The organism is Pseudomonas sp. GW822-FHT01E03 (assembly GCF_058802985.1).
The window spans coordinates 67,590-92,756 of the sequence record NZ_JBXAOQ010000010.1 but is presented as its reverse complement, the minus strand read 5'-3'; the positions used below and the strand labels follow the sequence as shown (position 1 = coordinate 92,756).

Below are 25,167 nucleotides of genomic sequence, written 5' to 3'. Positions count from 1 at the left end.
TGGCACAGCCATTGTGCGTTGCTATGCGTTTCCGTGCCAGAAGCAACTGCGTAGGATCAAAGGCCTGACGGCAACGGGGAAAATGCTGTGATTGAGTTCTTGATGTATCTGGTGTTCGGCGCTGCGTTGGGCACACTCGGCGGTTTGTTTGGCATCGGCGGCGGCCTGATCGCCATTCCGCTGCTGGGCGTGCTGTTCGGGCTCGATCAGCAGATTGCCCAAGGCACCGCGCTGGTGATGGTGGTGCCGAACGTGATGCTGGCGCTGTGGCGCTATCATCAGCGCATCCGGATCGAACTGCGTCACGCGTTACCGCTGGCCATCATGGGGTTTTGCTTCGCCTGGCTCGGGTCGATCTGGGCGGTGGGCATTGATGCGCAAACCATGCGCATAGGCTTTGTCGCCTTTCTGATCGCACTGTCGGCGTACAACCTCGTTCGCATGTTCGCCGCCAGTGCTCCGCCGGCTTCGCAGATGAACTACTCATGGCCCTGGCTGGGCCTGCTTGGCGCTGCATCCGGCACGATGGGCGGGCTGTTCGGCGTGGGTGGCGCGGTGGTGGCGACACCTGTGCTGACCAGTCTGTTCGGCACGAGCCAAGTGGTTGCGCAGGGGCTGTCGTTGGCGCTGGCCTTGCCGAGTACGGGGGTGACGCTGGTGACTTACGCCGCGCACCATCAGGTCAGCTGGGTGATCGGCTTGCCCTTGGCGGTCGGTGGGCTGATGAGCATCAGTTGGGGCGTGAAGGTTGCCCACGCATTGCCGGAGCGGCTGCTGCGCGGGCTGTTTTGCGGGTTCCTGGTGTTCTGTGCGGTGATGCTCGCCTTCAAAGTTTGAAGCCTTCGATGATGTGCTCGGCCAGGCACTCGGTGATGGGTGACGGGTTATGCAGGTTGCGCACGAGCATGATGCTGGCCTCCGGCAGCAGCGGCAGGTCCTGGGCCTCACCGAGGATGCGCATGTCCGCGGTGATCAGGCTTTCAAGTTGCGCCGTGACGGCCAGGCCGGCGCTGACCACGGCCATGATCGCCGACAGGCTGTCGCTGTTGTACGCCACCCGGTAATCGCGCCCCCGGGCATCCAGGGCATTGCAGGCCCACTGGCGGCAGAAGCAATCACTGTTGAACATCGCCAGTGGCAGCGGCGTCTGCTCGTGGGCGCTGTAGCATTGTGCCTCGGCCCAGACAAAGCGTTCCTTGCGCAACAACTGGCCGATTTCGCTGCCCGGTTCGCGGGTCACGATTGACAGGTCGAGGTCCTGGCGCATCAACAGTTGTTTGGATGATTCGCAGTGCACTTCTATCTGAATCAGCGGGTAAGACTGGGCAAACCGGCGCAGAATCCCCGGGAGGAACCGCATCACATAATCGTCCGGCGTGCCGATACGCACCGTGCCGACCATGTCGGGCTCACGCAACGTATTGAAGACCTCGCTGTGCAGCTTGAGGATGCGTCGCGCATAGCCGAGCAGCACCTGGCCTTCAGCCGTCAGTCGCACCTGCCGCCCGTCGCGCTGGAACAACTGACGCTGCAGCACATCTTCTTCCAGTCGTTTCATCTGCATGCTGACGGCGGACTGGGTGCGGTTGACCAATTCCCCGGCGCGGGTAAAGCCGCCCTGGTCGGCGATGGCGACGAAGGTGCGCAAGACTTCGGTATCGATACTCGGGTAGGCGGACATCCATCAATCTCCGAGATATGTGACATCAGAAACATTCGTTGGATTGATCTTAGACCCGGCGCGAGACTGGAGCCATCCAAACGGAGGGCAACAAGATGAAAGGTCAACATGAGTTCCAAGGATCAGAAAAACACTCGATTCACGTGATATCCGATCTGCTGCACAAGGTCGGCCGCTGGTACGAATTGCATCGCGAGCGCGAATTGCTGGCGAGCTTGAGCGACGAAGCACTCAAGGACATCGGCATGAGCCGTGCGGATGTGGAGAACGAGTCGATCAAGCCGTTCTGGAATGACCCGATGCATAAATGATGAATGCCACGCTACACAAACCCCTTACCGGTGAGGTAGGTTGCGAGCAGACAAGGAGGCACCCATGCCCGCAACGTTGTCCTTTACCCTCAAACAGGCTCGGCGTCTGGCGCTGGCCGCCCAAGGGTTCAACGGGCGGTCGCCGCCAGCGGCGATCAAGGCTGTTGCGCTCAATCGCCTGATCGAACGGCTGGGCATTTTGCAGATCGATTCGGTCAATGCATTGGTGCGTTCGCACTACCTTCCGCTATTTTCCCGCCTCGGTAACTACTCCTCCGATTTGCTCGACCAGGCTGCCTGGAGTCAGGGCCGGCGCCGTACGTTGTTCGAGTATTGGGGCCACGAAGCCTCGTTGTTGCCACTTTCCATGTTCCCGCTGATGCGCTGGCGCATGCAGCGTGCCAGACGTGGCGAGGATATTTATCAGCAGCTGGCGCGCTTCGGTCGTGAGCAACAGGACACAATTCGCCGGGTGCTGGCCTCGGTCGAGGAGCAGGGCGCGCTGGGGGCCGGCAGCCTGTCGACCCGTCAGGAACGGGCCGGCCCCTGGTGGGACTGGAGCGCGGAAAAGCATGCGCTGGAATGGTTGTTCGCTGCCGGTGAAGTGACTGTTGCCGGACGGCGCGGATTCGAAAGGCTCTACGATCTGCCGGAGCGAGTGATTCCCTCGGCGGTGCTTGCGCACCCCGTCCTGAGTGAAGACGAGGCCCAGCGCGGCCTGTTGCGGCATGCGGCAACGGCCTTGGGGGTCGGTACGGAGAAGGATTTGCGTGACTATTTCCGCTTGAACCCTGCGGACAGTCGTCCACGTTTGGCCGAGTTGGTCGAGGCCGGGGAATTGCTGACCTGCGAAGTGCAGGGCTGGCGACAACCGGCCTATTGTCTGCCCGAGCCAAAAGTGCCGCGTAAAGTCGTGGCCAGTGCCTTGCTCTCGCCGTTCGATTCGCTGATCTGGGAACGCAGCCGGACCGAGCGGCTGTTTGATTTCCGCTATCGGCTGGAGATTTACACGCCGCCGGACAAACGGGTGTACGGCTATTACGTCCTGCCGTTTTTGCACAACGAACGGATTGCCGCACGAGTCGATCTGCGCGCCGAACGGGGGGTGGGCCGTTTGGCGGTGCATGCGGTGCATGAGGAGGAGGCGGGGCTGGATGACGAGGGGATGTTGGCGTTGGCGGTCAATCTGCGGCAGATGGCGGATTGGCTGGGGCTGGCGCAGGTTCAGCTGAATTGCCCGCGGGCGAGTGCGGCGAGGTTGCGGGTGGCACTGGCACAGATTGAGGGTGGCTGAGCTGGCCTCTTCGCGAGCAAGCTCGCTCCCACAGGGGAGCGCGGTCCAATGTGGGAGCGAGCTTGCTCGCGATGGCGGTCTATCAGAGAAGCAAAATCTAGCGCCGAACCTGCTTCAAGGTTTCAGCAATCAAAAACGCCAGCTCCAGCGACTGATCGGCATTCATCCGCGGGTCGCAGTGGGTGTGATAGCGATCCGACAAGCCATCCTCGGTGATCGGGCGCGCACCACCGATGCACTCGGTCACGTTCTGCCCGGTCATTTCGATGTGGATACCCCCGGCATAACTGCCTTCGGCTTCGTGTACCTGGAAGAACTGCTTCACCTCGCCGAGGATCTGCGCAAAGTCGCGGGTCTTGTAGCCGCTGCTGGCCTTGATGGTGTTGCCGTGCATCGGGTCCGAACTCCACAGCACCTGCTTGCCTTCGCGCTGGACGGCGCGGATCAGCTGCGGCAAGTGATCGCCGACCTTGTTCGCGCCCATCCGTGCGATCAGGTTCAGGCGACCCGGATCGTTCTGCGGGTTGAGCACGTCGATCAAGCGAATCAGGTCATCCGGGTTCATGCTCGGGCCGACCTTGACCCCGATCGGGTTGTTCACCCCGCGCAGGAATTCGACGTGGGCGCCGTCCAGCTGACGGGTGCGATCGCCGATCCACAGCATGTGGGCCGAGCAGTCGTAGTAGTCGTTGGTCAGGCTGTCGCGACGCACGAAGGCTTCTTCGTAGTTCAGCAGCAGCGCTTCGTGGGCGGTGAAGAAACTGGTTTCGCGCAACTGCGGTGAGCTGTCCATGCCGCAGGCGCGCATGAATGCCAGGGTTTCATCGATACGGTCGGCCAGGTGGCTGTACTTTTCCGCCAGCGCCGAGTTGGCAATGAAGTCCAGGTTCCACTTGTGCACCTGGTGCAGATCGGCAAAACCGCCCTGGGCAAATGCACGCAACAGGTTCAGGGTGGCGGTGGACTGGTGATAGGACTGCAGCAGGCGTTCCGGGTCCGGCACGCGGCTTTTTTCGTCGAAACCGATGCCGTTGACGATGTCGCCACGGTAGGCGGGCAAGGTCACGCCATCGATGGTTTCGTCATTGGCCGAACGGGGCTTGGCGAACTGCCCGGCCATGCGCCCGACCTTGACCACCGGACAGCCGGCGGCAAAGGTCATCACGATCGCCATCTGCAACAACACCTTGAAGGTGTCGCGGATTTTCGCCGCGGAGAATTCGGCGAAGCTTTCGGCGCAGTCGCCACCCTGCAACAGAAACGCGCGGCCCTGGGTCACCTCGGCAAACTGACGGCGCAACTCCCGGGCTTCACCGGCAAACACCAGTGGCGGATAGCTGGCCAGGGTCTGCTCGACCTGCTGCAGATGCGCGGCGTCGGGGTATCGGGGTTGTTGCTGGATCGGCAGGGCGCGCCAGCTGTCAGGGCTCCAGGGTTGGCTCATCACGGTCTCTAGTGTTTTCGCTCGGACCTCCATGTTATCAGCAAATTAGTGCGTGACCTGTTCCCGTCGCTTCGCCGACAATCTCGCCTTTGCCGCTTTCTACACGCGGTGTTATTGCGTTGCCGGCCCCGGTGACGATCAGGAGATGAAATGACTGAGGAGCGCGTCGAGCATCTGCTCGCCGAGGTACAGGACGAGTTCGGCGTGATTCGTGTGCTGGAAGTGGCCGATTACCGTTTTCTCGAATTCGGTGATGCCATCGAGCAAAGCTGCGTGTTCACTGCCGATCCGAGCTGGCTCGAGTACGACTACACCCGGGCGATGCTGATTGGTGCGCTGTGCCACCAGCAACCGGAAAGTGCGCTTTTTCTCGGCCTCGGTGCCGGGACGCTGACCCAGGCCTGCCTCAAGTTCCTGCCGCTGGAAGATGTCGAAGCCATCGAACTACGCCCGGACGTACCGCGCCTGGCTATTGAATATCTGGGGCTGGATGACGATCCGCGCCTGTACATCCGCGTTGGCGATGCGCTGGAACTGCTGGACACCGCTGAGTCGGCCGACCTGATTTTCGTCGACCTTTATACCGATGTCGGTCCGGGTGTCGGTCATCTGGCATGGAGCTTTCTGGAAAACTGCCAGAAGCGATTGAATCCGGGTGGCTGGCTGGTCATCAATCAGTGGGCGACCGACGATGGCAAACCCCTGGGCGCCGCCTTGTTGCGCGGTTTGTATCACCGACATTACTGGGAGCTGCCGGTGAAGGAGGGCAACGTGATTCTGATCGTGCCGTCGGAGCTGGACCAGGAACTGGACATGGACGGCCTGATCGGCCGCGCCGAAGCGCTGGCGCCGCGGTTGGGGTACTCGCTGGATTCGTTGATCAAGGCGATTCGCCCGGCTACCTGAGTTGTCAGTGATGGCCCCATCGCGAGCAGGCTCGCTCCCACATTTGACCGCGATCCCCTGTGGGAGCGAGCTTGCTCGCGATAGCTTTCTTACTGGCAATACAAGGCTAAAGCCCTTTGAAGACACCCGGCCGTCGCTCCACCATCGACCGCACACCTTCCTTGACGTCCTCGGTAGCCATCAACTTCTTGACTAACTGCGGCAACGCCTGTGCCGCCGCGGTTTCCCCTTCATACCGGGCCTGTCGCGCAGACATCAGCGTCGCCTGCACGCCAAGCGGTGCCTGACGGGCGATCCGTTCGGCCAGTTCAATCGCCCGGGGCAGCAAGTCCTCACTGGCCATGACCTCCTGCACCAGACCCAGGTGCAAGGCATCACGGGCGTCGAATTCATCACCGGTCAACAACCAGCGCATGGCATTGCCCCAGCCGGCCACTTGATGCAGGCGCAGGGTCGCACCGCCGAACGGGAAGATTCCGCGTTGCACTTCCATCTGCGCGAACCGGGTGTTGCTGGCGCACAGGTTGATGTCGGCGGCCAGCATCAACTCGATGCCGATGGTCAGGCAATAGCCCTGGGCGGCGACGATTACCGGTTTGCTGACCCTGGGACCTGCGAACACCGCCCACGGATCACAGCCGCCGGGTGGAACCTGCCAGCCATCTGTCAGTGTGACGCTGGCATTGACCAGGTCGAGCCCGGCGGTGAAGTGTTCGCCATGAGCGAACACCACCGCCACCCGCGCCTCGCTGTCGGCTTCGAACTCGCCATAGGCCAGGCTCAACGCGTTGAGCAGGTCGAGATCGAAGGCATTGCGCTTGGCCACCCGATCCAGACCGATCAGGAACACATGACCATGCCGTTCGCGGCTGACTCGACTGGAGCTGGGCTGATTCATGGAGCGGTCCTCGGGGTGGGGAAGGCGTGCCAGACCGGCGGTCTGCACGGCAAAGGGTGAACCGTTTTAGCGCTATCACCCGCAGGGCCGGGCCTTTGAAAAATAGACGGCTGACCGATTATTCGCAAAGCCTGTTACACAACGGTGTATCCGGTGGATTTCCGATAAAAAAAGCTCCCTTTTTGGGCGAATTCCGGTATAGTGCGCGCCGGCCTTTAACCGGGCCGCGTTTAGGTAGCGCAATTCCCCGAAGCCAGCTTCGGCTGCACGTCCGCCCAGCGGACTCTTCCTTGACGATTCTTTTCATTCATTCGTTTTCGCAAATCCCCGCCGACAAAGCTGCCAGGGCGACTCTTGAGTCTCAACACGGCATGTGCAGCTTTGGAGCATGGGTCTTTGCGGATGCACTTAGAGGCAGACCCATGACCCAGGAAATCGGCGGCTTCGCCGCTCTTGAACTTCATCCAAATATTGTCGCTGCAGTAGTCGCTACCGGCTATGAAGAGCCTTCGGCCATTCAGCAGCAGTCGATCCCGATCATTCTCGCCGGTCACGATATGATTGGTCAGGCGCAAACCGGTACCGGTAAAACCGCTGCCTTTGCCCTGCCAATTCTGCACCGCATTGATCCGTCCAAGCGCGAGCCGCAAGCTCTGATCCTGGCCCCAACTCGTGAGTTGGCGCTACAAGTTGCAACCGCTTTCGAAACCTACGCCAAGCAAATGCCGGGCGTGACTGTTGTGGCTGTCTACGGCGGCGCGCCGATGGGCCCACAACTGAAAGCAATCCGTAATGGCGCACAAATCGTTGTCGCCACTCCGGGCCGTCTGTGCGACCACCTGCGTCGCGACGAAAAAGTACTGGCGACCGTGAACCACCTGGTTCTCGACGAAGCCGACGAAATGCTCAAGCTGGGCTTCATGGACGACCTGGAAGTCATCTTCAAGGCCATGCCGGAAACCCGTCAGACCGTACTGTTCTCGGCCACCTTGCCTCAATCGATCCGTGCCATCGCCGAACGCCACCTGCGCGATCCGAAGCACGTCAAGATTCAGAGCAAGACCCAGACCGTTACCGCGATCGAGCAGGCTCACCTGCTGGTTCACGCTGACCAGAAGACTTCGGCCGTTCTCAGCTTGCTGGAAGTGGAAGATTTCGACGCCCTGATCATGTTCGTGCGCACCAAGCAAGCGACCCTGGACCTGGCCAGTGCCCTGGAAGCCAAAGGCTACAAAGCCGCTGCGCTGAACGGTGACATCGCCCAGAACCAGCGTGAGCGCGTGATCGACTCCCTCAAGGATGGCCGTCTGGACATCGTTGTGGCGACCGACGTTGCCGCTCGTGGCCTGGACGTTCCGCGCATCACTCACGTGTTCAACGTTGACATGCCGTACGATCCAGAGTCCTACGTTCACCGTATCGGCCGTACCGGCCGTGCCGGTCGCGAAGGTCGTGCACTGCTGCTGGTGACTCCGCGTGAGCGCCGCATGCTGCAAGTGATCGAGCGTGTAACCGGTCAAAAGGTTGCTGAAGTTCGCCTGCCGGACGCTCAAGCCGTTCTGGATGCGCGCATCAAGAAGCTGACCAACAGCCTGTCGCCGCTGGTGGCTGAAGCCGAATCGACCCACGGTGATCTGCTCGATCGCCTGACCGCCGACATCGGTTGCAGCCCGCGTGCCCTGGCCGCAGCCCTGCTGCGCAAGGCTACCAACGGTCAAGCGCTGAACCTGGCCGCTATCGAGAAAGAGCGTCCACTGGTGCCGAACAATGCACCGCGTGGCGATCGTCCAGAGCGTTCCGGTGATCGTCCTGAGCGTGGTGACCGCGAGCGTCGCGCTCCGATGCCACTGGGCGAAGGCCGTGCACGTTGCCGCACCGCGCTGGGCGCGCGTGACGGTATCGCCGCCAAGAACCTGCTGGGCGCCATCCTCAACGAAGGTGGCCTGGCGCGTGAAGCGATCGGTCGCATCCAGGTGCGTGACAGCTTCAGCCTCGTCGAGCTGCCGGAAGATGGTCTGGAGAAGTTGCTGACCAAGCTGAAGGACACTCGCGTTGCCGGTAAGCAGTTGAAGCTGCGTCGCTACCGCGAAGATTGATCCGCTCTCGGGCTGATTGATCGAACATAAAAAATCCCCGACTGGTTCGGGGATTTTTTTTGCCTTTCAATCGGCGGTGCGGCATTCGCGAGCAGGCTCGCTCCCACAGGTGCCGCAGATCAAATGTGGGAGCGAGCCTGCTCGCGATGGGGGCGACTCGGTCTGTCTGTCAGCCGAAGCGGTAAATATCCATGCCCAGCGCTCCCATGGTGAACCCTTGGTGAGCAACGCTGAACTGCCCGCCAGCGGCTCGGGCAAAGTACAACGGCAACAAGTGCTCATCACTCGGATGATTGCGTACAGCGTTTGGTGCCTGTGCGCGATAGTCGTGCAGCGCGGCTTCGTCGTTCGCTGCGAGTTTGTCGATCATCCAGTCGCGAAACGCCAGGGCCCAGGGCTCAACGCTCTCGGGGCCGGCATGCCAGTCCAGTTCTCGCAGGTTGTGAGTGATGCTGCCGGAGCCGATCAGCAGGACGCCATGCTCGCGCAGGCTGGCCAGCGCGTGGCCAACACGGGTCTGCAGGGCGGGACCGCCACGGGTGGGCAATGAGACCTGGACAATCGGGATGTCTGCCAGCGGATACATCAGCGATAAAGGCACCCAGACGCCATGGTCAAAAGGCCGATTGCTGTCGATACGTGCAGCAAAGCCAGCGGTTTTCAATAGTTCGGCAACCTCGGCGGCGAGTCGTGGGTCACCGGGAGCCGGGTACTGGACTTCGAACAGGGCTTTGGGGAAGCCGCCGAAGTCATGCCAGGTTTCCGGTTGTGGATTGCCGCTGACCAGCAGCTCATTGCTTTCCCAGTGCGCGGAAACAATCACGATGGCCTTGGGCTTCGGTATCTCGGTGGCTAGGCGGGCAAGTGCCGGCCCGCTGGCGCCGGGTTCCAGGGCGAGCATGGGGGAGCCGTGGGATATGTACAAGCTGGGGAACATGAATGAGCTCCTGAGAGTTAAGATGCAACATCTTCAGTCAGATCATTAATCTAAATCTAATATAAGTTTTAGAGTGTTTTGATCGAATTTTCGGGGTTATTTATGCAGCCGGAGTTTTGGCACAAGAAATGGGCGGCGAACCAGATCGGCTTTCATCTGCCGCAGGTGAACCCTCATCTGAAGCGGTTCTGGCCGGCGTTAAGCCTTGAAGAAGGCACACGCGTGTTGGTGCCGTTATGTGGAAAAAGCCTGGATTTGCTATGGCTCGCCCATCAAGGCCATGAGGTCTTGGGAGTCGAACTGTCGGAAAAAGCCATCGAGGAGTTTTTCAGCGAACATGGCTTTGATCCGGCCATCAGTGAGCAGGGGCCGTTCAAGGTTTATCGGGCAGGTTCCATTGAGCTGTGGTGCGGCGATTTCTTCGAGCTGACGGCAGGCGATGTGGCCGACTGCTCCGCGCTTTATGATCGCGCGGCGTTGATCGCGCTGCCGACGGAAATGCGAGAGCGCTACGCCGCCCATTTGAAGCGGATATTGCCGAAGGAGTCCCATGGCCTGGTGATTACCCTGGACTATGACCAGGCGCAAATGCCCGGCCCGCCGTTTGCTGTGCTCGATGATGAGGTGCGGCGGTTGTTCGGGGACTCATGGGCGCTGAAGATCCTGGAAGATCAGGATGTGTTGAGCGAGAGCGGGAAATTCCTGGAGGCGGGTGTCACGCGGCTTGAGGAGCGGGTTTATCGGGTTTCCAGTCGGTAATAGTGGCTGGCTGTACTGGCCTCATCGCGAGCAAGCTCGCTCCCACAGTGAATTTGTGTGCGACTCAGAACCTGTGTGGGAGCGAGCCTGCTCGCGATGAGGCCAGAATGAGCACCGCGGCAATCTGCAGACAAAAAAAGGCCCGCATCGCTGCGGGCCTTTTGCTTTGCTGTGGGGTGTATCAGCCCCGACGACGAGCCAGAGCGTCGATGCGCTCTTCCAGCGGCGGGTGGCTCATGAACATGCGAGCGAAGCCTTGCTTGATGCCACCGTTGATGCCGAAGGCGTTCAGGGTGTCGGGCATGTGCACCGGCAGCCCTTGTTCCGCCCGCAGGCGTTGCAGGGCGCCAATCATCGCGGCGGTGCCGGCCAGGTTTGCACCGGCTTCGTCGGCACGGAATTCACGCTTGCGCGAGAACCACATGACGATGGCGCTGGCCAGGATGCCCAGAACCAGTTCGGCGAAGATGGTCGCCACGTAGTAGGCAATACCCTGGCCTTCTTCGTTCTTGAAGATCACCTTGTCGACGAAATTGCCGATGATCCGTGCGAAGAACATCACGAAGGTGTTCACCACGCCCTGGATCAACGCCAGGGTGACCATGTCACCATTGGCCACGTGACCGATTTCGTGGGCCAGGACGGCTTTCACTTCATCCGGCGAGAAGCGCTCGAGCAATCCCTGGCTGACCGCGACCAATGCGTCGTTCTTGTTCCAGCCGGTGGCGAAGGCGTTCGCCTCGTAGGCCGGGAAGATACCGACTTCGGGCATCTTGATCCCGGCTTCGCGAGACAGTTGCTCGACGGTTTGCAGCAGCCATTGCTCGTGACGGGTGCGTGGCTGGGTGATGATCTGGGTGCTGGTGCTCATCTTCGCCATCCACTTGGAGATGAACAGCGAGAACAGCGAACCTGCGAAACCAAAGACCGCACAGAAGATCAGCAGCTGATTGAGGTTGAGGTCAACCCCATTGGCCGCCATGAACCCGTTGAAGCCGAAAAGGCTCAGGGTGATGCTGGCAATCAGCACGACCGCCAGGTTAGTGGCCAAGAACAGCAGGATGCGCATCATGGTTGTAGAAATCTCCTCATGCTAAAGATGTGGCGTACTGCGGGGTATATAAGGTGCTGCACCGGGGTATTCAACCGGGTGACTATTTCAAACTGTGTCCTACGGCAACAGTCTAGCTGCTTGCAGGGCATTTCCGACAAGTATGCGGGAAGTGTTTGTCAGTCAATTCATGTCGAAGGCCCCGCCTTTGTTAGACGCGAGCAGGCAAGGCGCGATCCGGCAGCGGTCAAGGCGGCTGTCAGTGGCGCAATGCAAACAAATGTTGCCGGATGAATCACCGTGCGACGTTCGGGAACGTCGCACGGTGACAGATCGCTTACTGGCGGTAGGACTTGAGGAAGCCGCCGATGCGTCCGATAGCCATCTCCAGGTCATCGACACGGGGCAGGGTCACGACGCGGAAGTGGTCTGGCCATGGCCAGTTGAAAGCGGTGCCTTGAACCACCAGCAGCTTCTCGGAGAGCAGCAGGTCGAGGACGAACTTTTCGTCGTTATGGATTGGGCAGACCTTGGGGTCGATCCGCGGGAATGCATACAGCGCCCCCATCGGCTTGACGCAGCTCACGCCCGGAATGTCGTTGAGCAACTCCCAGGTGCGGTTGCGTTGCTCCAGCAGGCGGCCCTGGGGCAGCACCAGGTCATTGATGCTCTGATAGCCACCCAGGGCGGTCTGGATCGCATGCTGGCTCGGCACGTTGGCACACAGGCGCATGTTCGCCAGCATGTCGATGCCTTCGATGTAGCTCTGGGCATGGTGTTTCGGGCCGGAGATGGCGATCCAGCCGGAACGGAAACCGGCCACGCGATAGGACTTGGACAGGCCGTTGAAGGTCAGGCAGAGCAGGTCCGGCGCCAGGGAGGCGGTGCAGATGTGCACGGCGTCATCGTAGAGGATCTTGTCGTAGATCTCGTCGGAGAACACCACCAGATTGTGCTGGCGAGCCAGTTCCAGCATGCCCAGCAGGACTTCTTTGGAGTACACCGCGCCGGTCGGGTTGTTCGGGTTGATGATTACCAGGGCCTTGGTGTTCGGGGTGATCTTGGCCTTGATGTCGGCCAGGTCTGGCCACCAGTTGGCTTGCTCGTCGCACAGGTAATGCACCGGGTTACCGCCCGATAGGCTTACCGCTGCGGTCCACAACGGATAGTCCGGCGCTGGCACCAGCACTTCGTCGCCGTTGTTGAGCAGGGCCTGCATCGACATCACGATCAGTTCGGAAACGCCGTTGCCCAGGTAGATGTCTTCAATGCCGACGCCTTCCACCTGCTTTTGCTGGTAGTACTGCATGACGGCCTTGCGCGCACTGAACAGGCCCTTGGAATCGCTGTAGCCCTGGGCGGTCGGCAGGTTGCGGATTACGTCCTGGAGGATTTCATCCGGTGCTTCGAAACCAAAGGGCGCCGGGTTGCCGATGTTCAGCTTGAGGATGCGATGGCCTTCCTCTTCCAGGCGCTTGGCGTGCTTGAGCACCGGGCCGCGAATGTCGTAGCAGACGTTGGCGAGCTTGTTCGATTTGCTGACCTGCATGGCGATGTGTTCCCGAAAATGAACGATCCAGACGGCGTTTGGGCAGCCGTGCTGGGAATCCTGCGTATTCACACAGGCCTGACGCCTTGAGATGCAGCACCCATATTTCCGTTTGAATGCGCGTGGTCTGGCTGCCAGACTGGCGTTTGACGAGGCGCAATCATACGTGCCGCCCGATCCGTGGAAAAGGTACAGATCGGGCTTTTTCAGCCGCTGAGGTGTGATGATGGAAAAGTTGGAAAAAACCCTGGAAGAATGGAAGGCGATGCTCGACCCGGAGCAGTACAACGTGTGCCGCCTCAAAGGCACCGAACGACCGTTTTCCGGCAAGTACAACGCCACCAAGACCGACGGTATCTACCACTGCATCTGCTGTAACGAGCCGCTGTTCGACTCCAAAACCAAGTTCGACTCGGGTTGCGGCTGGCCGAGCTTCTACGCGCCAATCGGCGACAGCGCCATGACCGAAATCCGTGATGTCAGCCACGGCATGATCCGCACCGAAGTGGTCTGCGCCAAATGCGACGCGCACCTGGGGCACGTTTTTCCCGACGGCCCGCCGCCAACGGGCCTGCGCTATTGCATCAACTCGGTGTGCCTGGACCTGGTGCCGCGCGAGTAATGCGAGCCCTGTAGGAGCGAGCCTGCTCGCGATGGTCGTCAACGATAACGCGGGAAGCCTGGTGCCCCGAGTTGTTCTCTGGTCCATCGCGAGCAAGCTCGCTCCTACAGTGGATTGGCGTTCGATAATTTAAATTGCACACAATTCAATTGCTCGCTATTTTGTTATCTCTTCCATTCAATCGGAACCTCAAACATGAGCGACAACCTGCTGAGCATTCCTTGCACCACGATCAAGGGTGAGCAAAAGACTCTGGCGGATTTCGCCGGCAAAGCCGTGTTGGTGGTCAACACGGCCAGCAAGTGCGGTTTCACTCCGCAGTACAAAGGCCTGGAAGAGCTGTGGCAGACCTACAAGGACCAAGGCCTGGTGGTGCTCGGCTTTCCCTGCAACCAGTTCGGCAAGCAAGAGCCGGGCAATGAAGGGGCGATCTCCGAGTTCTGCGAGCTGAACTTCGGTGTCAGCTTCCCGCTGTTCAAAAAGATCGACGTCAATGGTGCCGATGCCCATCCGCTGTTCGTGCAATTGAAAAAGCGCGCACCGGGGGTGCTGGGTTCCCAGGGCATCAAGTGGAACTTCACCAAGTTCCTGATCGGCAAGGACGGGCAACTGGTCAAGCGCTTCGCTCCGGCGACCAAGCCGCAGGACCTGACCCGCGAGATCGAAGCCCTGCTCAAATGAACACCTTGTCAGTCGATTCCCTGAAGCTCGACAGCCAGTTGTGCTTCAAGCTGTACGCGGCATCCCGGGCGGTGATTCGCGGCTACAAGCCAATGCTCGATCAGTTGGGCCTGACTTACCCTCAGTACTTGGCGATGCTGGTTTTATGGGAGTGGCAGGAAGCGACCCCGGAGCAACCGACCGTCAAGGCATTGGGCGAGCGTTTGGCTCTGGATTCCGGCACGCTGACACCCTTGCTCAAGCGCCTGGAACAACTGCAACTGGTGCAGCGTCAGCGTTCGGCGCGCGATGAACGTGAAGTGCACCTGAGCCTGTCGCCAGCCGGCACGGCCTTGCGCGAACAGGTTGGGCCACTCAAGGCGCGCCTGTTGTGCGACAGCGGGGTCGATCTGAATCGTCTCAACGAATTGCGCGATGGCCTCGATCACCTGTTGGGGCAGATCAAGGCGCTGTCATAGCGGGGATCCACAGGTCCAGCAGGGCGGCCAGTTCTTCGCGCCGGAAGGGTTTGGCCAGGTAGTCGCTCATGCCAGCGGCACGACAGCGTTCACGCTCCTCCGACATGGCGTTGGCCGTCAGGGCAACGATGGGCAGTTGGGGCCAGCGTCCGCTGCGGCGGATTTGCCGGCTGGCTTCATAGCCGTCCATTACCGGCATGTTGCAGTCCATCAGCACCAGGTCGAAATCCCGTTGCTCGAGTTGATCCAGTGCCTCGCCACCATGAGCGGCGGTGGTGACCTCGCAGCCGAGTTTGCCGAGCATGCCCTTGGCCACCAACTGGTTGACCGGGTTGTCTTCCACTAACAGCACGCGCCCGCGACGTTGCGGGCATTGTGTGTCGAGTCGAGCCTCGTTGACCGGTTGGGTTTGCGGTTGCAGGATCCTGCGCAACGTTTGAAGTAGCATACTGCGGGCCAAAGGGCGGGCCTGCTGTTGCAAGGGGGCGAGTGCGTTGACCTCTTCGCTGGGCATGAAGTTGCCATACGCGGTGATCAGCAGGATTGGCGCGCTGAGGGTGGGGCGCAAACTGAACAGGCATTCGGGGCAGTCGGTGATGAGCACGTCGGCTGCCAGGCCAAGCAATGGGTCATCCATGGAACGCCGTTCATAGTCCAGCCCCCAGACAGGCAACAGGCTGTTCAACAGTTCCCCCAGTCCGCTGCTGGCGGCCGTGATGGCAATGACTTTGCCCCTGAGCGAAACAGCTGGCATTGCACGGGTATGGCTGGGCAATGGCAACTCCGCGCAGAACTGGCTGCCAAAACCCGCCTCGGAGCTGATGGTCAGACGCCCCTGCATGGCTTCGCAAAGGTTATAGGTCAGGGCCAGGCCCAGCCCGGTGCCGCCAAATTGACGGGTAATGCCGGCACCGGCCTGGGTGAAAGGCTGGAGGATCTTGACCTGCGCCTCCTGAGGGATGCCGATGCCGGTGTCGCAGACTTCGATTCTGACGCCGTCGCCAAACGTCGACAGGCGTACGTCTACCCGCCCGAAACGGGTGAACTTGAGGGCGTTGGACAGCAGGTTACTGACGATCTGCCGCACCCGGGTCGGATCACCGAGCACCAGTGCCGGGAAATGCGGATCGATCAGGCAGGTCAGTTCGACGCTGGGGGCGGCGTTCTGCGACAACAGGTTGGCGGTGTCTTCGATCAGCGAACCCAGGTCGAAGGGGATGTGTTCGAGTTCGAGTTGGCCGGCATCGAACTTCGACAAATCGAGAATATCGTTGAGCAATTCCACCAGCACTTTGCCCGAATCATGGGCGATCGACAGTTGCTGCTGTTGTTCGGCATTGAGCGGTCCGTCGAGGGATAGCGCGATCATCCCGAGCAAGCCATTGAGGGGCGTGCGGATTTCATGGCTCATGTTGGCCAGGAACACCGAGCGGGCTTCGGCCATGTCCAGTGCTGTGCTGCGGGCGGCTTCCAGTTCCTCGTTGGATTGGCTCAGCCGGTCGTTGATCGCCTTGAGTTCGGCAGTGCGGGCCGAGACGATGTTTTCCAGTTGGCCCAGGTACTCGGTCAGGCGGTTTTCCGCGTTGCGCCGCTGCTGGATTTCGGTGGCGATGTTCCTGAATTGCTGGTTGGCAGCCTTGACCAGCACGCCGATCTCATCGTTGGCGTGCCCGACGGGACACTCCAGCGAGGTCGCTTCGGTGCTGCTCGGGTCGCGACCGCTGAGTTCACGGATGACCCGCACCAGGGGTTTGGTCAGCATCACATAGAACAGCGCCAGCAGGATGCCGGACAGCAGCAGGCTGCGGGCGAAGCCATTGAGCAGGGTCACTTCGGCCCGGCGCAGGAACCGGTTGCCGAAGGAGTAAGTATCGACTTTCAGGCGCAGCGTACCCAGGGATTCGTTGGGTAAATTATCCAGGTAAAGCCGGTCTTCGAACTGTCGGCTGGCGCCGAACAGGAAGTCACTGAGCATCCTGTAACCGTTTTCCACACCGGGTCGCTTGACATTGGCCAGCACGGTGCCGTTGTTGTCGATCAGTTTTGCGCTAATGATCGCTGGCGAGCGCAGCAGGCCCAAGGTCAGTTCCTTGGCGAGTTCGGCGTCGATGTTGTAGGCGATTCGCGAGGCCGGGTTGTGGCTGATTTCCAGCAATGAAAGGATTTCACGATTGATGGAGGCGTCTTCACTGGCATAATCGATGCCTATTTGCAGCAGGCTGAGCAGCGTGCCCAGAATGAAACCGACCAGCACGGTAAGCCGGGCTTGCTTGAATGACAGCCGGTTGGTGAATTTGATGTCCATGGGGGGGTGAACCACTTCCGTTTCCTTTCGCTGCTCAAGCATAGTCGATCATGTCTGTCTGCTGATGTTCTCGCGAGGGCTGTACCGCGGGGGTAGCCGCTTGTGTGACGCTGTGTTTCGTCGCTGTATCACCATCATTACTGTGAACGTGCCCGAGGAGAAGTCGTGGATTCCCGATTGAATGCTTTTCTTGAACGCGCCGATGCCGTTCTGGCCCGTATCGAGCCGTTGCTGCCGGCACCACGGCCAGCCATCGACTGGACGCAATGCCTGGCCGCGCGCTGGCAGCGTGAGTCGCGCGGCGGTTATCTGATGCCGCTGGAGGTCAGCCTCGACATGCGTTTGTCGGACCTGATCGGCGTCGACCGGCAAGTCGAGCAGCTTGGGCGCAATACCCGGCAATTCCTTGACGGCATGCCAGCCAACCATGCCTTGCTCTGGGGCTCGCGCGGCACCGGCAAGTCGTCGCTGGTGCGCGCCTTGTTGGCCGAACACGCTCACGCCGGTTTGCGCTTGATCGAGATTGAACGTGATCACCTGGCAGACCTGCCGCGGGTGGTCGAACAGATCGGCAAACTGCCCCAGCGTTTCGTGCTGTTTTGCGATGATCTCTCGTTCGAGTCGGGCGAGGGCGATTACCGAGTGCTCAAGAGCGTCCTTGATGGCTCGCTGGAACAGGCGCCGGACAACGTTTTGTTGTACGCCACGTCCAACCGTCGCCACCTGGTGCCGGAAAAGGAAAGTGACAACGAAAACTGGAAACGGGTCGACGGCGAACTGCATCCGAGCGAGGCGGTGGAAGACAAGATCGCACTGTCGGACCGCTTCGGCCTGTGGCTGTCGTTCTATCCGTTTACCCAGGAACACTTCCTCGACGTCGTCGAGCACTGGATCGGCCAGTTGGCCGGCAAGGCCGGACTGGCGTGGCAGCGCACCGAAGAGCTGGACATTCTGGCGGTACGTTGGGCCACCGGCCGAGGCAACCGCAATGGGCGTTGCGCCTATCAATTTGCCCGTTACTGGGTCGGGCTGAAACTGTTGGAGCACAAGGCATGATCGATTTACAAAAGAGCGGCCAGGGCCTCGAAGGCTACGGCATGCTACACGCGCAGCTGGAATCATTGCTGGCGGACGAGCGGGACTTCATCGCCAATGCCGCACAGTTCTCGGCGTTTCTGTTCAATCAACTCGATGATTTGAACTGGGCCGGTTTTTACCTCAACCGTAATGAAGAACTGGTGCTGGGCCCGTTTCAGGGGCAGATCGCTTGCGTGCGGATTCCGTTCGGTCGTGGCGTTTGCGGGGCGGCGGCAGCCACCCTGCAGACTCAACGAGTCGAAGATGTGCACGCGTTTCCCGGTCACATTGCTTGCGACAGCGCCTCGAACAGCGAACTGGTGGTGCCGTTGGTCAAGGACGGCCGATTGATCGGTGTGCTCGACCTCGACAGTCCGAAACTCGCGCGCTTCACCGCGCAGGACCAGGCTGGAATCGAACAGCTGGCGGCGATTTTCCTGCGCCTGACCGACTGCTGATCAAGACGTCAGGCCGGCCTTGGTCAGCAGGCCCGACGCGTCCACCGTATCGATCTGCCCGGGGTCGAGGAAGCGCCTGGCGTACTGCAAATAGATCTGTGCCTTGATGAACAGCCCGAACAGCTGCGGGTCGATGTGGGCATCACGGCACATGAACGCCATGATGCCCAGCGCCTCGCTTAAGGTCTTGGCTTTTTTGTAGGGGCGGTCGGCGGCCGTCAACGCTTCGAAAATATCGGCAATCGCCATCATCCGCGCCGGCAAGCTCATTTCTTCTCGCTTCAAGCGTTTCGGATACCCGGTGCCGTCCATTTTTTCGTGGTGCCCGCCGGCTATTTCCGCGACGCTGCGCAAGTGCTCGGGGAACGGCAGATGGTTGAGCATCAGTATCGTCTGAACGATGTGGTTATTGATGACATACCGCTCCTCGCTCGTCAGGGTGCCCCGGACAATGCTCAGGTTGTACAACTCGCCCCGGTTGTATTTGTGGGGCGGAACGTCGAGCTTGAAGCCCAGGGGATTGTCTTGCGGTATCACTTCGTTTTCGCTGCGTTCGAACAGGTGCTCGGGTTTGTCCGCCAGTAACGGTTCGCTGACGGGCAGGTTGGGGGCGGGCGTTCGGGCCTGACGCCGGTTTTCTTCCCAGGACACGCCCAGCCGGTCATCCAGGGTCCGGGTCCAGGTTCGTTCAGCCAGGCGGCGCAGGCGTTGCAGGTCAGCGTCGGCCATGGTTTCGCCGCCGAGGTTGCAGCGGGCAACGAAGGCGAAATCGTCATCGAGTCCGGCCAGGCTGGCATTGCGCAGTTCCGCCAACGGTTGCTCGTCACCGCCCAGGGCAATGCCCCGCCAGTAGCTGATCCAGGCATCGCACTTGAGTACCTCGAAGCGGGTACGGATTTCGTGGATACGATCGGTCAGGGTTTCCAGCTTCGTGGCTTTGTCGACGACATATTCCGGGGTGGTGATCTTGCCGCAATCGTGCAGCCAGGCGGCGATGTGCAGTGCCTCCCATTCATCTTCGGTCGGCTGATAGGCGCTGAAGGCGGGCTCCTGGCTCGCTGCCGCCGCTTGGGCGAGCATCAGGGTCAGTTCCGGCACGCGCTGGCAATGGCCGCCGGTGTAGGGGCTTTTGGCGTCGATGGCGCCGGCCAGCAGTTGAATGAAGGCGTCCAGCAGCTGTTTTTGCCGGGCTTGCAGGCGCTGGCTTTCGATGCACACGGCAGCCGCGCCGGACACCGCCTGGAGAAACGCAATGCGGTCCGGCCGCAGCTTGTCCAGATCGCTCTGCTCGCCGCTGTCGGCCAAGAGCAACACCAGCAGACCCACGGTTTCGTTGTGGCGATTGTGCAGGCGGATCCCGATCAGATGGACCCGAGGACTTTCCAGCGCGAGCAGGATTTTCTGCAGATCACCCGCCTGCTCGAACCCCAGGTTGCTGACGACATTGTCGACGTTGGCCAACTGGTGCAGCCATGGGGGGCTTTGCGGGTTCTCGAGCGAGTGTCCGCGGATGTCGAAGTCTTGCAGGTTTTCGGCGGTGTTATTGATGACCAGCCCGTGGGGTTTCATGTGCTGGCCATCACCTTCGCGCAGATAGATCAGGCCGGCCTGGGCCTGGCCGATTTTCACGGTTTCAAACAACACCCGTTCCAGCAGCGGGGCGAAACGGGTTTCGGCGCTGAGGCTGTCAGTGATCTGGAAGAAGCTCGCCAGGGTGTCTTTCATTCGTGCCATCGACACACTCAACTGGTCGACTTCGAGCACCGGCGAGCGGCGGGAAAGCGGAAAATTGAAATCGAAACTGCGAATCGCATCGGCCTCCTGCACCAGGGCGCGCAAGGGTTTGACCAGGATTCTTGATGTCAGCCAACCCAGCGGCACGCATAACAGCAAGGTTGCCAGGGTAATCAGCGCACCCTGCCAGCGCATCCGGTAAGCGTCGACGAGCAACTCGTCTTCCGGTACCAGCAGCGCCAATTGCAGGCCTTGGGGGCCGCCTTCCTGCATGCTGCTGCGGGCCACGATCCACTGCCGGCCGTTGGCGTTCAGGCGACTGCCCTGAGGGGGACTATTGAGCAACGCGTCCAGGCCGGGGCTCAGGTCCGCCGCCTTGACCAGGCGGGACGTCTGATCATCGATGATCAGCTTGCGGCTGTCGGGGTAGGCAATGGCATTGCCTTCGGCATCGAACAGCACGATTTCGGTACTGGGGGTCACGACGTGCTTGGCCAGGGTCGCGCTGAGTTCGGCCAGAGTCAGGTCGGCGGCCAGGATTGCCTTGTCGCCGCTGCGTCGTGCCAGCGTCGTGCCGATGTTGTGGGTGGAAAAAAAGATATAGGGTTCGGTCGTGATCTGGTCGTTGTCGCCGCGGGCGCTGGTGAACCAGGCGCGGTTGCGTGGGTCGTACGTGTCGTTCAGGTTGTCCTGACGGCTGACAAGTGCCAGGTTCCGGTCGAAAAACAACGACTGGGAGTGGGGCTGGCCGTTGCTGTCGTGCTCGATGCTCCAGACTTGGAAAACCGCCGTGTCCGGAGACTTGACCAGGGCTTTGACCTCCGGGGTGCGCAGCGGGCGGACCATGAAGAAGTCACCATTGTCGTAGCCCAGGTACAGTGAAGCCAGGTTGGGGTTGTCCTCGAGTGACTGGCTGAACGGTTCGAGCAGTGCCAGGCGCTGTTCCAGATCAGGGGACTGGCCCGCCGGGTTGAGTGCCAGCAGGCTCAACAGATGACGAATGGGGTCATAGATAGCGTGCAGGTCCAGGCGGACATCCTGCTCAATGCGGTTGAAGAGTTTTTCGCTGCTGGACAAGATGATCTGTGTGGTTTGCCGGTAGTTGAAAAGCCCCAGCACCGCCCCGGTCAGCAACAGCAAAAAGGTGAACATCACGCTGATATGGACATGCAGCGGAAACCGGCGTGGATCCGTGCGCAGTGGGTCAGGCATTGCGGGTTTCTCCATGATGGTCAACACACCGCTGAGGGACCAAGCATAGTTAAGGCTCTGGCAGTTTGCCTTCGTCGTAATGCTCGATCTGACGTAGCAACGCGTCCTCCAGTTCGAGCATGGTGCGCTCCATGGATTTGCAGCATCCGGCCACTTTTTCGCGATCGGAATCCTCATGGCAGGCGGCTTCGAGTGCCTCGCAGCGGTCGATCAGGCGGGAGGCTTGTACTATCCGGGCTGCGCCTTTGATTTTGTGGGCAATGTCCTGCAGCGCTTGCGTATCCCCAGAGCTGGATAGCGACAGCAGCGTTGGCAGATCCTGGCGGTTGCTGTTCACCAACTCGTTCAGCAATCGTCGGTTCAATTTCGGGTTGCCCCCGGTCAGCAGTTTCAACCCGTGAAGGCTGAACGCCGGGGCTACATGGGTTGGTTCAATGCCTTGCACCCATTGACTCAAGGCTCCGAGGCTGAGGGGTTTGAACAGGCAGTCGTCCATTCCGGCCTGTTTGCAGCGTTGTATTTCTTCCGGTTGGGCGTTGGCGGTAAAGCCGAGAACGGTGCAGGGAGGACGATGGAGTTGTCGCTCATGCTGGCGAATGGCACGGGCAAGCTCATAACCGTTCATGACCGGCATGTTGCAATCGGCGATCACCAGATCAAAAGGCTGGTCCTTCCATGCCTCCAATCCCTCCTGTCCATCGGCCGCGACGGTAAATCGATGTCCAAGAAACTCTAGTTGCTGGCATGTGAGCAATCGATTGGCCGAGTGATCGTCGACTACCAGAACATTCAATGGGGTTGTGGCGACGACGACTTGGGTTTCGACCGCACGGGCCGACTGTTGCAGCGGCAACGTTTCCAGCTGCAGCAACACCTCCACTTGGGTACCGATGCCCGGCTCGCTGCGCAATTGCAGGCTGCCGCCCATCATCTCGCAGAGATTGCGACTGATCACCAGCCCCAGCCCTGCGCCTCCCCTGGCCGATTGCATGGCGTGGTCGGCCTGAGCGAAGGGTTCGAACAGGCGTTGTTGATCCTGTTCGCTGATCCCGATACCACTGTCGTGAACCTGCACCCGCATCTGCACATGCTCAGGTTGCGTTGCCGGGTGCAGGTCGACAATGACCCGGACCTGGCCTTGTTCGGTAAACTTGATGGCATTGCTGATCAGGTTGGACAGCACCTGTTTGAAGCGCAATGGGTCCAGCAACACATCGAAGGTCGGGTTCGCCGATGAAAACTCCAGCAGCAGCTCGAGTTCCTTCTGTCGGGCCAGACCTTCGAAAATCCGCACGACCGAGGTCACAAGTTCACCCGGATCAACCCGCTCCGGAGTCAGGCTCAAGCGTCCTGATTCGATTCTGGCGATGTCGAGAATGTCGCCGATCAATTCCAGCAACCCATTCGCCGAGTTGTACGCGACATCGATGGCCGGACGCTCCGGGTGCTGATGATCAAGACGCTTGAGTGTCAGTTCAAGCATGCCGATGATTGCATTCATCGGCGTGCGGATCTCATGGCTCATCGTGGCCAAAAACGTGCTTTTGGCCCGGTTGGCGTTATCGGCGCGTTCTTTCGCGCAACGCAGATCGTCGAGCAGTTGCCGCCGTTCGCTGATGTCGATCCAGCCACCGATAATGCCTTGCACTTTTGCGCTGGAATCCCGATAGGGAAGAATCCAGTGATAGATCGTCAGCCGCCGGCCACCAATGTGCAGCTCGCGATCGACGATCAACGGTCTGCCCTCGGCCACTACGCGCTGGTAGTCGGCCTGGTACTCCCGGGCTTCGAACACATTGCTCATCGATCCCTGCATGACGCTTTTGCCAATGACATCTTCACGCCGGGCGCAGAACGCTTGCAGGTAACTGTCGTTGCAACTTTGCAGCAGCCCCTGGCGATCACGTACGTAGATCGGATGGGGCGTGCCATTGACCAGCGATCGCATGAACTCGAACTGGTCGTTCAGCGCACGCTCGGCGGCCTTGCGCTGCTTGATCTGGCGTCGCATGTAGTCGTTCCACGCAATGGAAATCAGCAATAGCACGCCGGCACCGATGACGATTTGGTAGAACAGTCTTTGATAGTTGCGCCAGGTGCTTTGCGAGGACGCCGAATAGCCGCGCCAGCGACTGTTGATGATGCCCAGTTCTTCCGGCGAGATGCTCAGCAATGCCTTGTCGAGAATGGCGTTCAGCTCTTTGGCGCCCCGAGCGGTGGCAAGGGAAAACGCTGCCTGCTCGGTGCCGATGGTGGTGCTGATTTGCAATGTGTGCTCGAACAGCCGCGAGGAAATAAAGTAATTGGCAATGACCAGTGAGTTCACCGCGCCCTCTGCCTGGCCTTCGGCGAGCAACTCCACGGCGCTGAAGGTGTCCGGGGTTTCGATCAAATTGATTCGGGGAAACTCTCTGCGCAGGTAATCGATGATTGGATTGCCGCGGGCAATGGCCAGGCGCTTGTCTTGTAGCTGCGCGAGGTTGGTCGAGCTGTCGGCGGCCTTGCGGGTCAGCAGGACGTAGGAATTTTCCAGAAAGGGGCGGGTAAAGTTCAGCTGGGTTTGACGTTCGGCACTGGGGAGCAACGCGGCGATCACATCTACCTTGTTGTCCTTGATCTGTTTGATCATCTCGTCATCGCTTCGACTGCTCCGGATATCGAAGCGCAAGCCGGTACGCAGCCTGATAAGCTCAAGCAAATCTGCGGTGACCCCGCGAAAATTGCCATTGCTATCGAAAAATGTCAGTGGCGCAAAGGCTTCGTTGACGACAACGCGCACAATCGGGTGGTGGCTCAGCCAGCGTTCTTCGCGGTCAGTGAGTTGCAGCTTTTGATCGGTCAGCAGAATGTCGCTACCGGCGCTCCAGCGTTTGGCGATGTTTTCTCGTTCACTGGAGGGGATGGCCGTGATCATGGAGTTGATGATGCCGAGCAGCTCAGGGTTGTTCCGGTTGACGGCGAAGCTGAAACCAAAGGCTTCATGTTTGCCGAAGTTGGCCATGCGGATGTTGTTCAGATACCCCTTGTTGATCATGTAGTGAGTTGAAATGGTGTCACCGAGAAACACGTCCGCCTGATCGAAAGCAACGGCATTGATCGCATTCTGATAGGACGGATAAGACGTGATGATCGCCTTCGGATACAACGCCTTGACTTCGGCCAGCGGCAAGTAGTGATACACCATGCTAAGGCGCAATCCGGCCAGGCCATCGGTGAGGGATCGTGTTTCCCCTTCGCGGGTGACCAATACGGGTTGGTCGACGGCATAGGGTATGGACAGTGCAATGTCGGCGTTGCCAGCTTCGAATCCATTGGCGGTGCCGAGCAGATCGACTTCGCCATTTTCCAGCGCAGTGATCGCGGCCCCTCGGGAATCGAAACGCTGAACCGTGACGGGCAGACCGGTTGCTTTTTCCAGGAGACCGGCGTAATCGGCGGTAAAACCTTCATAGTCCTGACCACTGGTGGTCAGGTCGAATGGTGGATAGTCCGGGGCTGACGTACCGAGCGTCAGTTGGTTTTTTTGTTTTATCCATTGTCGCTGGGATTCATCCAGCCGAACCTCCAGCGCTCCGACCTTCGAGCGGCTGAGCAGCGTGTAGTTTTCATTGCCCGGTGCCCCGAACAACGAGGTGCTCACGCATAGACCTGCGGTCAATTGAATCAGATAGACCTTCAAACGTCTGGGCATCCA

General features: G+C 60.0%; 20 protein-coding genes. 11 read left to right on the top strand and 9 right to left on the bottom strand.

Annotation, left to right across the window (positions count from 1 at the left end):
* Window positions 1–87 precede the first annotated feature (87 nt).
* Complete coding sequence (locus tag AC1RP7_RS20295) at window positions 88–837, top strand: sulfite exporter TauE/SafE family protein (RefSeq protein WP_057713817.1); 750 nt, start codon at window positions 88–90, stop codon at window positions 835–837.
* Here AC1RP7_RS20295 and AC1RP7_RS20290 read toward each other — a convergent pair.
* Window positions 827–1,681, bottom strand: coding sequence for a LysR substrate-binding domain-containing protein (locus AC1RP7_RS20290; RefSeq protein ID WP_057713818.1), 855 nt, complete (start codon window positions 1,679–1,681; stop codon window positions 827–829). The genes AC1RP7_RS20295 and AC1RP7_RS20290 overlap by 11 nt on opposite strands.
* Window positions 1,682–1,776: 95 nt before the next feature.
* Between AC1RP7_RS20290 and AC1RP7_RS20285 the strand changes: the two genes are divergently transcribed.
* Together AC1RP7_RS20285 and AC1RP7_RS20280 are read left to right on the top strand one after the other, a co-directional pair.
* Window positions 1,777–1,992, top strand: coding sequence for a DUF1127 domain-containing protein (locus AC1RP7_RS20285; RefSeq protein WP_008049076.1), 216 nt, complete (start codon window positions 1,777–1,779; stop codon window positions 1,990–1,992).
* A gap of 64 nt (window positions 1,993–2,056) precedes the next feature.
* On the top strand, window positions 2,057–3,286 hold the full coding sequence (locus AC1RP7_RS20280; protein WP_492588381.1) for a winged helix-turn-helix domain-containing protein: 1,230 nt from the start codon (window positions 2,057–2,059) through the stop codon (window positions 3,284–3,286).
* Window positions 3,287–3,383: 97 nt separating this feature from the next.
* Here the strand turns inward: AC1RP7_RS20280 and AC1RP7_RS20275 are convergent, their stop codons facing one another.
* Window positions 3,384–4,730, bottom strand: a complete 1,347-nt coding sequence (locus AC1RP7_RS20275) for a class II 3-deoxy-7-phosphoheptulonate synthase (RefSeq protein ID WP_150759484.1) — start codon at window positions 4,728–4,730, stop codon at window positions 3,384–3,386.
* Between the two features lie 150 nt (window positions 4,731–4,880).
* On the opposite strand from AC1RP7_RS20275, the gene AC1RP7_RS20270 reads away from it, so the two are divergent.
* Complete coding sequence (locus AC1RP7_RS20270) at window positions 4,881–5,636, top strand: spermidine synthase (protein ID WP_493181043.1); 756 nt, start codon at window positions 4,881–4,883, stop codon at window positions 5,634–5,636.
* Between the two features lie 106 nt (window positions 5,637–5,742).
* Here the strand turns inward: AC1RP7_RS20270 and AC1RP7_RS20265 are convergent, their stop codons facing one another.
* The gene (locus AC1RP7_RS20265) at window positions 5,743–6,534 is read right to left on the bottom strand and encodes a crotonase/enoyl-CoA hydratase family protein (RefSeq protein ID WP_218494463.1); all 792 of its coding nucleotides are present in this window, start codon (window positions 6,532–6,534) and stop codon (window positions 5,743–5,745) included.
* A gap of 422 nt (window positions 6,535–6,956) precedes the next feature.
* On the opposite strand from AC1RP7_RS20265, the gene AC1RP7_RS20260 reads away from it, so the two are divergent.
* A complete protein-coding gene (locus tag AC1RP7_RS20260) occupies window positions 6,957–8,630 on the top strand; it encodes a DEAD/DEAH box helicase (RefSeq protein WP_007973525.1) in 1,674 nt (557 codons plus the stop codon).
* A gap of 169 nt (window positions 8,631–8,799) precedes the next feature.
* On the opposite strand, the gene AC1RP7_RS20255 is transcribed toward AC1RP7_RS20260, so the two are convergent.
* Window positions 8,800–9,567, bottom strand: a complete 768-nt coding sequence (locus AC1RP7_RS20255; RefSeq protein ID WP_340313495.1) for a DODA-type extradiol aromatic ring-opening family dioxygenase — start codon at window positions 9,565–9,567, stop codon at window positions 8,800–8,802.
* A 102-nt stretch (window positions 9,568–9,669) separates the two neighbouring features.
* Between AC1RP7_RS20255 and AC1RP7_RS20250 the strand changes: the two genes are divergently transcribed.
* Window positions 9,670–10,326 (top strand): thiopurine S-methyltransferase, encoded by a 657-nt coding sequence (locus AC1RP7_RS20250; protein ID WP_218543376.1) that lies wholly within the window; start codon window positions 9,670–9,672, stop codon window positions 10,324–10,326.
* Window positions 10,327–10,507: 181 nt separating this feature from the next.
* On the opposite strand, the gene htpX is transcribed toward AC1RP7_RS20250, so the two are convergent.
* Both htpX and AC1RP7_RS20240 read right to left on the bottom strand, forming a co-directional pair.
* A complete protein-coding gene (gene htpX / locus AC1RP7_RS20245) occupies window positions 10,508–11,398 on the bottom strand; it encodes a protease HtpX (RefSeq protein WP_007973520.1) in 891 nt (296 codons plus the stop codon).
* Window positions 11,399–11,714: 316 nt separating this feature from the next.
* On the bottom strand, window positions 11,715–12,926 hold the full coding sequence (locus tag AC1RP7_RS20240; protein ID WP_007973513.1) for a pyridoxal phosphate-dependent aminotransferase: 1,212 nt from the start codon (window positions 12,924–12,926) through the stop codon (window positions 11,715–11,717).
* A gap of 226 nt (window positions 12,927–13,152) precedes the next feature.
* Between AC1RP7_RS20240 and msrB the strand changes: the two genes are divergently transcribed.
* The 3 genes from msrB (at window position 13,153) to AC1RP7_RS20225 (ending at window position 14,687) form a co-directional block, all read left to right on the top strand.
* Window positions 13,153–13,548: a peptide-methionine (R)-S-oxide reductase MsrB gene (msrB, locus tag AC1RP7_RS20235; protein ID WP_223532610.1), complete on the top strand. Its 396-nt coding sequence runs from the start codon at window positions 13,153–13,155 to the stop codon at window positions 13,546–13,548.
* Window positions 13,549–13,743: 195 nt separating this feature from the next.
* Entirely contained in the window at window positions 13,744–14,229 is a 486-nt protein-coding gene (locus AC1RP7_RS20230) for a glutathione peroxidase (RefSeq protein ID WP_056727098.1), read from the top strand.
* Window positions 14,226–14,687: a MarR family winged helix-turn-helix transcriptional regulator gene (locus AC1RP7_RS20225; protein ID WP_057713825.1), complete on the top strand. Its 462-nt coding sequence runs from the start codon at window positions 14,226–14,228 to the stop codon at window positions 14,685–14,687. Before AC1RP7_RS20230 ends, AC1RP7_RS20225 begins: the two co-directional genes overlap by 4 nt.
* On the opposite strand, the gene AC1RP7_RS20220 is transcribed toward AC1RP7_RS20225, so the two are convergent.
* A complete protein-coding gene (locus AC1RP7_RS20220; RefSeq protein ID WP_493181042.1) occupies window positions 14,671–17,034 on the bottom strand; it encodes a hybrid sensor histidine kinase/response regulator in 2,364 nt (787 codons plus the stop codon). The genes AC1RP7_RS20225 and AC1RP7_RS20220 overlap by 17 nt on opposite strands.
* Before the next feature lie 123 nt (window positions 17,035–17,157).
* Between AC1RP7_RS20220 and AC1RP7_RS20215 the strand changes: the two genes are divergently transcribed.
* Both AC1RP7_RS20215 and AC1RP7_RS20210 read left to right on the top strand, forming a co-directional pair.
* Window positions 17,158–18,048 (top strand): ATP-binding protein, encoded by an 891-nt coding sequence (locus tag AC1RP7_RS20215; RefSeq protein WP_057713827.1) that lies wholly within the window; start codon window positions 17,158–17,160, stop codon window positions 18,046–18,048.
* Complete coding sequence (locus tag AC1RP7_RS20210) at window positions 18,045–18,527, top strand: GAF domain-containing protein (protein WP_057713828.1); 483 nt, start codon at window positions 18,045–18,047, stop codon at window positions 18,525–18,527. The genes AC1RP7_RS20215 and AC1RP7_RS20210 overlap by 4 nt, the downstream gene beginning before the upstream one ends.
* Here AC1RP7_RS20210 and AC1RP7_RS20205 read toward each other — a convergent pair whose 3' ends face one another.
* Both AC1RP7_RS20205 and AC1RP7_RS20200 read right to left on the bottom strand, forming a co-directional pair.
* Window positions 18,528–21,473: an HD domain-containing phosphohydrolase gene (locus tag AC1RP7_RS20205; protein ID WP_493181041.1), complete on the bottom strand. Its 2,946-nt coding sequence runs from the start codon at window positions 21,471–21,473 to the stop codon at window positions 18,528–18,530. It abuts the gene before it with no gap.
* Between the two features lie 49 nt (window positions 21,474–21,522).
* Complete coding sequence (locus AC1RP7_RS20200; protein WP_493181040.1) at window positions 21,523–25,164, bottom strand: transporter substrate-binding domain-containing protein; 3,642 nt, start codon at window positions 25,162–25,164, stop codon at window positions 21,523–21,525.
* Window positions 25,165–25,167: the final 3 nt, after the last annotated feature.